Raw genomic sequence first — 12,123 nt, 5'->3', positions numbered from 1 at the left:
CGCCTCCCGTCAGGACTTCTTCGCCTGCGGGTTGCCGAACCCGTCGTACGGCGTACCGAGGAACGGGAAGTCGGCCAGGAACGGCGCGGTGACGTCGGCCGCGCTCAGGCCCGGGGTGACCGCCGCCGCGGCGGCGTCGGGCCGGAACGTCTTGTCCACCAGCGGCACGGTCAGCCCGGCGATGGCCCGCAGCGCGATGGTCACCACGTCGTCGGAGACCCGGCGGCCGTTCGGGAAACCGGCCAGGTCCCCGCCGAGCACGCCGAACCGGTCCGGCGTGCGGCTGGGCCGGATCGCCGTGTTCAGCCGCAGCATGTCCGCCTGGACGTCACCGGTGGTGTTGGCGAAGCCGTCGATCAGTCCGGCCGGGATGCCGGTGAGCAGGATCGCCACCAGGTCGGCGCGCGGCTTCTTGGACTTGTTCAGCGCGTCCAGACTGGGGAACACGCCCGGGTAGAGCGCCGGCAGCAGCCCGGCCAGCTCCGGCCGCTCGACGAACCCGGCGAACCGCTTGTCCTCCGACGGCGGGAGCGTGTTCCACACGTCCTTCCTGGACATCGGCACGATGACCTCGTTGAACAACGGGTTACCGAGTCGCGACACCTGCGTGAAGGGGCCGGCGGCGGTGTCCGCGGCGACCCGGTCGCCGAGCACCCGGACCTGCTGACGGGACGCGGTGGTCCACACCCCGATGGTCGAGGCGCGGTCCGCGACGCCGTAGCGGGCGGCCTTGCGGCGTACCTGGCTCAGCGGCACCTGCACGGCGAGGCTGTGCACGTTCAGCCGGTCCAGCGCGTTCACCGGCTCGCCCTCGGCCTGGAACAGCTTCTTGCCGGCGACGTGCAACTGCTGGAACGGCCGCAGCGTGCCCAGGTCGAACACCGCGCCCAGGTCGACGAAGAAGCCGTCGGCCCGCTGTCCGGCGAAGACCTTCTCACCGGTGGACAGCTTGAACGTCGCCTGGCGTACGAGGTTCTGGTACTTCGGTGTGGACAGCGGCCCGACGTTGCAGGGCGGGCAGGGCAGTTTGTGCGCCAGTACGCGCGCCCGGCCGTCGACGATCCGGGTCAGCCGGTAGAACTGCCGCCGGTTCCAGTTCTTGCTCTCCAGCGACTCGATCGGTCCGGTGTTGTAGAGAAAGCTGTTCTGGTTCGTGATCTCGGTGGTGAATTCGAAACGATAGGTGACGTCCGGATTACCGTCGCCATCGTTGTCGATGTGAATCTCGTACCGGACGTCGTCGCCGAACTCGAAGAAGTTCGGGCCGCCGGACGGAAGTTGCAGCGGCACGTAGTTGGCGATCAACGTGACCGTGTCCGGCTGGTTCGGCGTGACGAACGCGTACAGGTCGGAACTGTCGGCGACCGGATCCTTGGCGATCTCCGGGGCCTCGCGGTGAGAGGACATGGCGGACGCACCTTCGTCGGGGGAACGGAAGACGGAGCCGGCGCCGGAGCCCACGCCGGTGGCGGGTGGGATCAGCGCCGGTCGGCGGCGCGCACCAGGCGGTCGGCCAGACCGCGGTCGCGGACCTCGACCCTTGTCGTGCCGACGAAGACGTCCATCACGCCGGTGGCGGCGTCGCGGAGGTGGACCACGATCGGCTCGTCGCGCCGGCTCGCCGTGGGGGCGTTCTGGGCGGCGGACAGGCCCGGCACGGTGAGGGCGGCGGCGCCCAGTGTCGCGCTCGCCGCGGCGGTGAGCGTCTGCCTGCGGGTCAACCGCGGCCAGGTCCGCCGTTTCGGCGCGTCGGTGGTCTCGTCAGTGCTCATCGGCAACCTTTCCGGACCGGCGCCGCAGCGCCGCAACGGGCCCGGGACGCCCGGACACCCGCCGGGCCCCCGGTTCGGGGGTCACCGGCGGCGGTCCTCGCCGAAACCGCCGCCGGCATCCACAGGTACGGCGGGCGACGGGGAAAGGTTCGACCTCAGGCGCCGGCGTGACCGTACGCGGTCGTCCGCTTGCGGAACGGGCGGCCGGCGGCAGTGGCGATCGCCCGCAACTGCTCCTCGGTACGGGCCGAGCCGTTGCCCGAACCGGCCATCCGGGAGATGGTCTCCTCCATCAGCGTGCCGCCGAGGTCGTTGCAGCCGCCGCGCAGCATCGACACCGTGCCCTCGTCGCCGAGCTTCACCCAGGAGCACTGGATGTTGCCGATCCGGCCGTGCAGCAGCAGCCGGGCCATCGCGTGCACCGCCCGGTTCTCCCGCCAGGTCGGCCCCGGGCGGGCGATGCCGGCCAGGTAGATCGGCGCGTTCGTGTGCACGAACGGAAGCGCCACGAACTCGGTGAACCCGCCGGTACGGTCCTGCACCCCGGCCAGCACCCGGAAGTGGGCGAGCCACTGGCCCGGGTGGTCCACGTGGCCGTACATCATCGTGGAGCTGGAGCGGATGCCCAGCTCGTGCGCCGTGCTCACCACCTCGACCCAGGCGGCGGCCGGCAGCTTGCCCTTGGTGAGCACCCAGCGCACGTCGTCGTCGAGGATCTCCGCGGCGGTGCCCGGGATGGTGTCCAGCCCGGCCTCGCGGAGCTGGAGCAGCCACTCCCGCACCGGCACGCCGGCCTTCGCGGCGGCGGTGACGATCTCCATCGGGGAGAAGGCGTGCACGTGCATGCCCGGCACCCGCGCCTTGATCGCCCGGACGATGTCGGCGTAGCCGGTGACCGGCATCTTCGGGTCGATGCCGCCCTGCAGGCACACCTCGGTGGCGCCCGCCGCCCACGCCTCCTCGGCCCGGTCGGCCACCTGCGACAGCGAGAGCCGGAACGCGTCGGCGTCGCTCTCCCGCTGGGCGAACGCGCAGAACCGGCACCCCACGTAGCAGACGTTCGTGAAGTTGATGTTCCGGTTCACCACGTAGGTCACGTCGTCGCCGACCGCGTCCCGGCGCGCGTCGTCGGCCAGCCGGCACAGCTCGTCGAGCGCCGGGCCGTCCGCGCCGAACAACGCCAGCGCCTTCGCCTCGTGCGCCGGCGTCAGCAACGCGGCCGGGTCGTCCGCGGCCAGCCGCAGGCCCGCGCGCAGGTCGGCGTCCGCGCCACCGGCAAGGGGTACGCCCGAGCGCGCCTCCGGCGCCACCTTCCCGGCCACCTCGGCCCAGTCGCCGTAGACGCTGTCGAAGTCGCCCCGCCGGTCCTCGGTGCGGCCGGTGACGTCGATGGTGGCGTGCAGGTCGGTGCGACCGCCGTAGGTCTCCTCCGGCTCCTGCCAGGGCCGCCCCACCGGGCGGGCCTCCTCGACGGCGAGGCCGGTGGCCGGGTCGGCGAGCGCCGTGACGTGCGGCAGCAGACGCGGGTCCAGCCACGGGCCGCCCGCGCGGACGTACTCCGGGTAGACGGTCAGCCGCTCGCGCAGCGTGAACCCGGCGCTCGCGGTGCGCGCCGCCAGCTCCTCCAGGTGCGGCCAGGGCCGCTCCGGGTTGACGTGGTCGGGCGTAACCGGCGAGACGCCGCCCCAGTCGTCGATGCCGGCGCGCAGCAGCAGGTCGTACTCGCCCGCGATCAGGTTCGGCGGGGCCTGGATGCGGGCCTTCGGGCCGAGCAGCACCCGGGCCACCGCCACCGTGGCGGCCAGGTCGTGCAGCTCCGCGTCCGGCATGCCGCGCATCGCGGTGTCCGGCTTGGCGCGGAAGTTCTGCACGATCACTTCCTGGAGGTGGCCGTACTCCCGCATCCCCCGGCGGATCGCGAAGATCGCGTCGACCCGCTCGGCCCGGTTCTCACCGATGCCGATCAGGATGCCGGTGGTGAACGGCACCCCGACCCGGCCGGCGTCGTCGAGCACCCGCAGGCGGACCGCCGGCTCCTTGTCCGGTGAGCCGAAGTGCGGGCCGCCCGGCTCGGACCAGAGCCGGGTGGCGGTGGTCTCCAGCATCATGCCCATGCTCGGCGCGACCGGCTTGAGCCGCTGCAACTCCGACCAGGTGAGCACGCCCGGGTTGAGGTGGGGCAGCAGGCCGGTCTCCTCCAGCACCGCCACCGCGCAGGCGCGCAGGTAGTCGAGCGTCGAGTCGTACCCCCGCTCGTCCAGCCACCGGCGGGCCGCCGGCCACCGTTCCTCCGGCCGGTCGCCGAGCGTGAACAGCGCCTCCTTGCAGCCCTGCGCGGCGCCCTCGCGGGCGATCGCCAGCACCTCGTCGCGTTCCAGGTAGGCGGCGGGCAGCCGGTGCGGCACGGTGGCGAACGTGCAGTAGTGGCAGCGGTCCCGGCAGAGCCGGGTCAGCGGGATGAAGACCTTCTTCGAGTACGTGACCACGCCCGGCCGCCCGGCGTCGCGCAGCCCGGCGTCGCGGATCTCACCGGCGACCCGGAGCAGCTCGTCGAGCATCTGCCCACGCGCGGCGAGCAGCGCGCCGGCCTCGTCGGCGTCAAGCGCCCGGCCGGTGGCGGCCCGTCCCAGCGCCCGCCGGACGCTCGCCTCGGTCGGTTCGGGGTCGCTGCGATCAACCATCCGCCCAGCCTATGTGCTGCCGGGCGGCAGGCCGCCCGCGCCCGCTCGCGGTCCGGGCAACGGGACGGCCCGCGTGGCCCGCCTCACAGCGGGACCGGCGCGGGCCGTCGACCGTCTGCCGTCCGGCGGGCGACGGCACTCCGTCGCCCGCCGCGCGGCTCAGCGGGGCTGGTTCGGGTCCTCGCGGTCGAACCGCTGGGTGCGCTCGTCGTCGGCGGCGGGCGACGGCGCGCCCGGCTCGGCGGACTGGCGCGGGATCGCCTGCGTCGGGTCGGCCGACGGCGGCTGGCCGAACGGCGGCGCGGGCTGCGGCGAGCCGTACTGCGGCGCCTGCTGCGGACCGGCGAACGGCGAGCCGGGCTGCGGGGCCGACTGCGGGTCGGCGAACGGCGGGCCGGACTGCGGGGCGTGCGGCGGCGCGGTGTTGAACGGCGGCGCCGACTGCGGCTGGCCGTACTGGCCGGGCTGCGGCCACCCGGGCGGGGGCGAGCCGGCCTGCGGGTAGCCCTGACCCGGCTGCTGCGGCACGCCGCCCTGCGGGTAGCCGCCCGGGCCGGGGTAGCCGCCGGGCTGACCCGGCTGCTGCGGCCAGCCGGGCTGGGCCTGGCCGTACACGCCGGGCTGCGCCTTGGGCTTCGGCACGTAGTAGAGCGTGCGCCAGATCTTGAACACCACGAACGCGGCGACCGCGAAGATCGCCAGCCAGGCCGCGCGGGTCAGCAGACCGAGGAACCCGTCCAGCACCTGACCGTCGGCGAGCCGGCCGACCAGCCAGACCAGGAACGTCAGCGCGCCGAACACGACGGACACGGCGTACTCGATCAGCGCCACCTGCGTGATCAGCTTGGCCTTCGGAACGACCGGGAGGATCATGGTGGCGATCAGGACGGCGAGCACCGGCAGGACCGTCGCCTCCAGGCCGATGAAGCTGAAATACGTGCTTCCCGCCCGGCCGCTGAACGTGCTGTAGTCGTCGACCGGCACCAGCAAGCGGAGCAGACCGACGAAGAGCAGCACGGCGTTGGCGCCGAGAAGGACGAGCGCGGCCAGTTCGCGCAACGGCTTGATCAACTGGCTGGCCTGCGCGGCGTCGCCGGACGCGGGCTCGGCGGGGCTGGTCACGGACTCCCCCAGGGGACGAAAGCGGACAGTTGCCGAAGTGAGCGTAGTCTCTCCGGCCACCGAACGATCGACGGCGGCACGTGCGGAAGGATGGACGCATGCGCATCGTGGTTCTGACCGGCGGCATCGGGGGCGCCCGTTTCCTGCTCGGCGTGCGGGCGTACGCCCGCGAGGTGGGCGCCGAGGTGACCGCCGTGGTCAACGTCGGCGACGATCTGCTGCTGCACGGGTTGAAGGTCTGCCCCGATCTGGACAGCGTGCTCTACACGCTCGGCGGCGGCGCCGACCCGGAGCGCGGCTGGGGCCGGGTGGGCGAAACCTGGACGGTGAAGAACGAGCTGGCCGCGTACGGCGCGGAGCCGAGCTGGTTCGGCCTGGGCGACAAGGACCTCGCCACCCACCTGGTCCGCACCACGATGCTCAACGCCGGCTATCCGCTGTCTCAGGTCACCGAGGCGCTGGCGGCGCGCTGGCAGCCGGGCGTACGGCTGCTGCCGGCCACCGACGACCGCCTGGAGACGCATGCCGTCATCACCGACGAGCAGGGCCGGCGCGCGATCCACTTCCAGGAGTGGTGGGTGCGGTACCGCGCCGACGTACCCACCGACCGGTTCGTCTTCGTCGGCGCCGACGCGGCGAAGCCCGCGCCCGGCGTGGTGGAGGCGATCGCGGCGGCGGACGTGGTGCTGATCGCGCCCAGCAACCCGGTCGTCAGCATCGCCCCGGTCCTGGCCGTGCCCGGTCTGCGCGACGCGGTCACCGGCGGGCCGGCCCCGGTGATCGGGGTGTCGCCGATCATCGGCGGCGCGCCGGTACGCGGCATGGCCGACCGCTGCCTCGCCGTGCTCGGCGTGGAGTGCAGCGCGGCCGGGGTGGGCGGCCTCTACGGCGCGCGGTCGGCCGGCGGGCTGCTCGACGGCTGGCTGGTCGCGCCGGAGGACGAGGAGGCAGTGGTGCCGGACGTGACGGTCCGCGCGGCGCCGCTGCGGATGACCGACGAGGCGGCGACCGCCGCGATGGTGCGCGCCGCGCTGGAGCTGATGTGAGGCTGGAGATCCTGCCGGTGCAGGGCATCGGCGACGTGACCGAGGGCGACGACCTGGCGGCGCTGATCGCCGGCGCGGCGCCCTGGCTGCGCGACGGCGACGTGCTGGTGGTCACCAGCAAGATCGTGTCGAAGGCGGAGGGCCGGCTTGTCGACGTGCCCGCCGACGGCCCGGAGCGGCTCGACGCGCGGGACCGGATCCTGGCCGACGAGACCGCCCGGGTGGTGGCGACGCGGGGCACCACCCGGATCGTGCAGACCCACCACGGGTTCGTGATGGCTTCCGCCGGCATCGACGCGTCGAACGTGGACAAGACCCGGCTGGTGCTGCTGCCGGTCGACCCGGACGCCTCCGCACGCGCGTTGCGTGCCGCGTTGCGCGACAGGTACGGCCTCGACGTCGCCGTGATCGTCAGCGACACCATGGGCCGCCCGTGGCGCAACGGGCTCACCGACGTGGCGCTCGGGGTGGCCGGCATGCCGGCGATCCGCGACCACCGGGGCGAGGTCGACCCGTACGGCAACGAGCTGTTCGTCACCCAGATGGCGGTGGTCGACGAGCTGGCCGGCGCCGGCGAGCTGATCAAGGGCAAGTGCGACCAGGTCCCGGTGGCGGTGGTCCGGGGTTACCTCGGCACGCCCCGGGACGACGACGAGGGCGCCCGGACGCTCGTCCGCGACGCCTCGATGGACCTGTTCTCGCTGGGTACCGCCGAGGCGCGCGCCGCCGGTCTGCGGGAGGCGGCGACGCTGCCCGACCGGACCGGCACCGACCCCGCCGACCCGGCCGCGGTGCGGCGGGCGATCGCCGCGGTCGCCGACGTGGTCGCCCCCGGCACCGTCTTCACCCACGTCACCGACGACGAGGTACGCGCCGGACTCGCCGCCAACGTGCCCGGCTGGCCCGCCTCGGCCACCGGCCTGCTGCTCGGCGCGGCGCCGACCCCGCTCGACCCGGCGGACCTGGTCCGGTTCGGCGCGGACGTGCAACGCCTGCGCGCCGCGCTGGCCGCCGAGGGCATCGGGTCCGTCCTCCTCCCGCCCCCGGGCGGCAGCGCCGCCAGCGCCACGCTGGCGATCTGACGCGCTGCCCCACCAGGGGCGCGGTTCGGCGCTGCGGGCGTGGCGGGTAGCGGTCCGGCGTGGCCGGCCCGATGGGTGCGCTCAGGCGTCGAGGACGGCTCGGCCCAGCGGCGTCAGCGTGTGCAGGACGGTGTTGCGCTCGCGCTGGCTGACCAGCAGCCCGGCGTTGCGCAGCGCCGTGGTGTGCTGGCTGGCCGCGGCGGCGGAGATGTGCAGCCGGCGGGCCATCTCGCCGGTGGTGCAGCCCTCGTCGGCGGCCTGGAGCACCCGTGAGCGGGTGCGGCCGAGCAGGGCCGCGAGTGCCTCGCCCTGCGGTGACGCGCCGACGCCGGACGCCGGTGTCAGCCCGGCGAGCCGGTCCACCGGGTAGACGAGCACCGGGGGCAGGGTCGGGTCGACGAGCGCCACCGGGGTACGCGAGCAGAAGAACGACGGGACGAGCAGCAGCCCGCGCCCGTCCAGGTGCAGTTCCCGGGTGTCCGGATAGTCGAGCACCTCCAGCACGCCGGAGTTCCACCGCATGTTCGGCCGCAGGCTGGCCAGCAGCCCTTCGGCGCCGCCGTCGAGCATGGCGCGGGCGCGCCGGGCCCGGTCCGCCTCGACAGCTGCCTGCACCCGGGCCCAGTACGGCGTGACGGCCAGTGAGTGGTACCGCGCCATGGCGTCGGTGAGGTGGTGCAGCGTCTCCGGTTCGCCCCGGGCCAGCGCGGTCGCCGAGGACGGCAGCGTGGTCTCCTCGGCGAGCCGGGTCAGGTCGCGGCGCAGCATGTCGACAGGGGTGCCCCGGACGGCGTCCAGCCCGACCTCGAAGCCCTCCCGGCTGGCGAACGGAGTGAGGAAGTCGGGGAAGTAGCCGCGCGGCGGGTTGAGCGCGAGGAGCAGGCGGTACTGCTCGGCACCGCTGTCGGTGCGCAGCCCGTGGGCCACTGTGCGTCGCCACGTGGTCATCATCGGGTCGCGGCCGCGCCCCTGGAGCAGGTGCAGGCTGAGGACCAGCTCCCAGAGCGGGTCCGCGCGCGGGGCGACCCGGGTCCGCAGGACGTCTTCGCCCGAGAAAACGATCTTCAACATGGAGTGCTCCCGTGCGGACGGCGGGGGTGCCCGCCACGGCTCGACTTTACCCGTCGGCAGTAATCTCCATCTTTAAGCCTGAGGTGAAAGACCTCGACGGTGAGGTGACCGGTTCGGCAAACTCTTCCTTGCCCGCCGACGCCGGGGCGCAGTCTCGACCCGGTCGCCGGCTGACGGGCGTGACCGGGCGGCACCACGAGGGTCTGCGACATCGTCGCAGGGGTGCCGCCCGGTCTTCGCTCGTCCACCGGTGGGTCGCCGCACTGGCGTACCGCGGTGGCGCTCGTAGAGTGTCCGGGTGCCCGACACCGACCTCACCACGTACGCCGACCTGCACGCCGACGCCGTCGCGGCGCTGAGCCGCTGGACGGCGACCAGCCCGGCCGCCGCCGCCAACCGGGACCGGACGCTGGCGCTGCTGGCCGACGGGCCGGTGGCGATGAGCCGGACGCACCGGGCGGGGCACGTCACGGCCAGTGCGCTGGTGCTCGACCCGGACGGCCGGGTGCTGCTCTGCCTGCACGGCAAGATCCGCAGGTGGGTGCAGCTCGGCGGGCACTGCGAGCCGGGCGACCGGACACTGGTGGCAGCCGCGCTGCGCGAGGCCACCGAGGAGTCCGGGATCGCCGGCCTGACAGTCGAGCCGGAACCGATCGACGTGGACATCCACCAGGTCGCCTGCCAGGGCGGGTCGTTCCACTACGACGTCCGCTACGCGGTGCTGGCCCCGGCCGGGGCGGTCGAGCAGGTGAGCGCGGAGTCCGAGGCGCTCGGCTGGTTCCCGCCGGACCGGCTGCCCGAGCCGCTCGCCCACGCCACGGCCCAACTGGTGCCGCCGGCGCTCGCCGTGCTGGCCCGCCACGCCGGTCGCTGAGCGGAGGCGGGCCGTCCCGGCCGGATCAGACCAGGCCCTCCTCGCCGCGTTCCTTCAGCTCGTCCACGACCTTCTTCACGTCCTGCGCGCGGTCACGCGGGCAGACCAGCAGCGCGTCCGGGGTGTCCACCACGATCAGGTCGCGCACCCCGACGGTGGCGACGAGCCGGCCGGAGTGCGGCACCACGACCGTGCCGGTGGTGTCGTGCAGCAGCACGCCCGGCTTGGCGTCGCCACCCAGCACCACGTTCCCGGCGCCGTCGGCCGGCAGCACCTCACCGAGCGTGTGGAAGTCACCGACGTCGTTCCAGCCGAAGTCACCCGGCACGGTAGCCACCCTGCCCGCAGTCGCCGCGCCCTCCATGACCGCGTAGTCGACCGAGATCCGAGGCAGCGTCGGCCAAACCCGGCCCAGCACGTCGTCCTGCTCCGGCGTGCCCCAGGCCGCCGCGATGGCGGTGATCCCGGCGTGCAGCTCCGGCTGCTGGCGGGCCAGCTCGGCGAGGAAGACGTCCACCCGCCAGACGAACATGCTGGCGTTCCAGAGGTGCCGGCCGGAGTTGACGTAGACCTCGGCCACCTCCGCCGCCGGCTTCTCCTTGAACTCGCGCACCGGGCGCAGCGGGCCGTCCCCCACCGGATCGCCGGTCTCCAGGTAGCCGTAGCCGGTCTCCGGGCGGGTCGGGGTGATACCCACAGTCATCAGCAGCCCCTGCTCCGCGCCCCGGATGGCCTGCCGTACCACCTCGGCCAGCCGGGCCGGGTCGCCGATCAGGTGGTCGGCGGCGAACGAGCCCATCACCGCGTCCGGCGTACGCGCGGCGATCACCGCGGCGGCCAGCGCGATCGCCGCGCAGGAGTCCCGGGGCGACGGCTCGACCAGGATGTTCTCCTCCGGCACGCCGGCCAGCTGCCGAGCCACCGCCGCGGCGTGCGCGGCCCCGGTGACCACGAGCGTGCGCTCCGGTGTGGTCAACGGCGACAACCGGTCGACAGTGGCCTGCAGGAGCGAGGCGGGGGTACCGGTCAGCGGGTGGAGGAATTTGGGATGGCCGGCACGGGACAGCGGCCACAACCGTGTGCCACTGCCACCCGCCGGGATGACGGCGTAGAACATCAGCACATCATGCCCGAAGCGGGCGAGTCGTCACGGTCGGTCGTCCAGGGCCGCCCGCCGGCCCTCAGGACCGGGCCCGTCGCCAGGCCGCGATGTGCACGTCCGCGCTGGACTCCCAGGTGAACTCCTTGGCCCGGTCGAACCCGGCCTTGGCCAGCGACAGCCGCCGCGGCTCGTCGTCCAGCAGGGCGGCCAGGTCGGTGGCGATCTGGTCCGGGTCCTCGCTGGTGTACGCCACCGCGTCGCCGCCCACCTCGGGCAGGGACAGGCGCGGCGTGGTGAGCACCGGGGCCGCGCACGCCATCGCCTCCAGGATCGGCAGGCCGAAGCCCTCGCCGTAGGAGGGGTAGGCGGCCACGAGCGCGCCACCGAGGAAGCCGGGCAGGTCGGCGTAACGCAGGTAGCCCGGGCGCAGCAGCCGCAGGTGCGACGGCACCTCGGCCACCGCGCGGTCGATGTCGTCGTCGTGCCCCTGGCCGCCCGCGACCACGAGCGCCGGCGGGTTCGGCCGGTCGGCCACCGCCCGCGCCCAGCCACGGATCAGGTTGGGTACGTTCTTGCGCGGCTCCTTGGCCCCGAGGAACGCGACGTAGCTGCTGTCACCCAGACCCAGGCGGGCCCGCACGCGTGCCTTCTCCTCGTCGCCGGGCGCGTGGAAGGCGTCCTGGTCGACACCGTGATAGGCGACGTCGATCCGGGTCGGGTCGGCGTCCAGCAGCCGGATCAGCTCGTCCCGGGTGGCCTTGCTCGGCACGATCACCCGGCCGGCCCGCCGCAGCGAGGTCTTGATGGCGCTGCGGAAGAACGTCCGGCGCGACTTGTCGTAGTGCTCCGGCTCGGTGAAGAACGTCGCGTCGTGCACAGTCACCGTCACCGGGCATCCGGCCCGCAGCGGACAGGTGTAGAAGGGCGAGTGCAGCACCTCCGCGCCGACCTGCTGGGCCAGCAGCGGCAGGCCGGTCTGCTCCCAGGCCAGGCGCGCCGGCCGGTGCGCCACCGCCGCCGGGGCGGGGATCACCTCGGCGCCCGGCAGCATCCGGGTGTAGCGCTCCAGATCGGTGCGGAGGCTCACCACCGCCAGGTCGACGCCGGTGCCGCAGACCCGGCCCAGCGCGCCGAGCAGTCCGTCGACGTATCTACCGACGCCGCCGCGGTCGGCGGGGACACTCGTGGCGTCGATGAGAACGCGGGGCGGGCGACCGGCGGTCACGGGGCGGCTCCTCAGATGGCGCAGTTGTGGGGAAGAACACTGTCGGCAAGCGTACGCCGCGCCGGACGCACGACGCTGACCGCGACCCGACGGTACGCCGACTTGACGTTGTCATCGAGTACGCACGCGGGGCGCGTATCGTTCGCGC

10 protein-coding genes are annotated in these 12,123 nt (G+C 73.9%); 3 read left to right on the top strand and 7 right to left on the bottom strand.

Annotation, left to right across the window (positions count from 1 at the left end):
- Window positions 1-9: 9 nt before the first annotated feature.
- From MicB006_RS04945 to MicB006_RS04930, 4 genes are all read right to left on the bottom strand, one after another.
- Window positions 10-1,407 carry a DUF4331 domain-containing protein gene (locus MicB006_RS04945; RefSeq protein WP_116511181.1) on the bottom strand — a complete coding sequence of 466 codons (1,398 nt, stop codon included), beginning with the start codon at window positions 1,405-1,407 and terminating at the stop codon, window positions 10-12.
- A 71-nt stretch (window positions 1,408-1,478) separates the two neighbouring features.
- A complete protein-coding gene (locus MicB006_RS04940) occupies window positions 1,479-1,772 on the bottom strand; it encodes a hypothetical protein (RefSeq protein WP_116504130.1) in 294 nt (97 codons plus the stop codon).
- Window positions 1,773-1,927: 155 nt separating this feature from the next.
- On the bottom strand, window positions 1,928-4,453 hold the full coding sequence (locus tag MicB006_RS04935; protein ID WP_116504128.1) for a bifunctional FO biosynthesis protein CofGH: 2,526 nt from the start codon (window positions 4,451-4,453) through the stop codon (window positions 1,928-1,930).
- A 159-nt stretch (window positions 4,454-4,612) separates the two neighbouring features.
- On the bottom strand, window positions 4,613-5,575 hold the full coding sequence (locus MicB006_RS04930; protein WP_116504126.1) for a hypothetical protein: 963 nt from the start codon (window positions 5,573-5,575) through the stop codon (window positions 4,613-4,615).
- A 98-nt stretch (window positions 5,576-5,673) separates the two neighbouring features.
- On the opposite strand from MicB006_RS04930, the gene cofD reads away from it, so the two are divergent.
- Entirely contained in the window at window positions 5,674-6,621 is a 948-nt protein-coding gene (gene cofD / locus MicB006_RS04925; RefSeq protein ID WP_116504124.1) for a 2-phospho-L-lactate transferase, read from the top strand.
- Window positions 6,618-7,703: a coenzyme F420-0:L-glutamate ligase gene (locus MicB006_RS04920; RefSeq protein ID WP_116504122.1), complete on the top strand. Its 1,086-nt coding sequence runs from the start codon at window positions 6,618-6,620 to the stop codon at window positions 7,701-7,703. Before cofD ends, MicB006_RS04920 begins: the two co-directional genes overlap by 4 nt.
- An 81-nt stretch (window positions 7,704-7,784) precedes the next feature.
- Here the strand turns inward: MicB006_RS04920 and MicB006_RS04915 are convergent, their stop codons facing one another.
- Window positions 7,785-8,774, bottom strand: coding sequence for a helix-turn-helix transcriptional regulator (locus MicB006_RS04915; RefSeq protein ID WP_116504120.1), 990 nt, complete (start codon window positions 8,772-8,774; stop codon window positions 7,785-7,787).
- A gap of 298 nt (window positions 8,775-9,072) precedes the next feature.
- Between MicB006_RS04915 and MicB006_RS04910 the strand changes: the two genes are divergently transcribed.
- Complete coding sequence (locus MicB006_RS04910; protein WP_116504118.1) at window positions 9,073-9,648, top strand: NUDIX hydrolase; 576 nt, start codon at window positions 9,073-9,075, stop codon at window positions 9,646-9,648.
- Window positions 9,649-9,673: 25 nt separating this feature from the next.
- Here MicB006_RS04910 and MicB006_RS04905 read toward each other — a convergent pair whose 3' ends face one another.
- Together MicB006_RS04905 and MicB006_RS04900 are read right to left on the bottom strand one after the other, a co-directional pair.
- A complete protein-coding gene (locus MicB006_RS04905) occupies window positions 9,674-10,765 on the bottom strand; it encodes a mannose-1-phosphate guanylyltransferase (protein WP_073827008.1) in 1,092 nt (363 codons plus the stop codon).
- A gap of 64 nt (window positions 10,766-10,829) precedes the next feature.
- The gene (locus tag MicB006_RS04900; protein WP_116504116.1) at window positions 10,830-11,975 is read right to left on the bottom strand and encodes a glycosyltransferase family 1 protein; all 1,146 of its coding nucleotides are present in this window, start codon (window positions 11,973-11,975) and stop codon (window positions 10,830-10,832) included.
- Between the last annotated feature and the right edge of the window lie 148 nt (window positions 11,976-12,123).

The sequence above is a fragment of the Micromonospora sp. B006 genome (genome assembly GCF_003408515.1).
Classification (GTDB): Bacteria; Actinomycetota; Actinomycetes; order Mycobacteriales; family Micromonosporaceae; genus Micromonospora; species Micromonospora echinospora_A.
The sequence above is the reverse complement of the archived record's forward strand: the minus strand, read 5'-3'. Positions and strand labels throughout refer to the sequence as shown.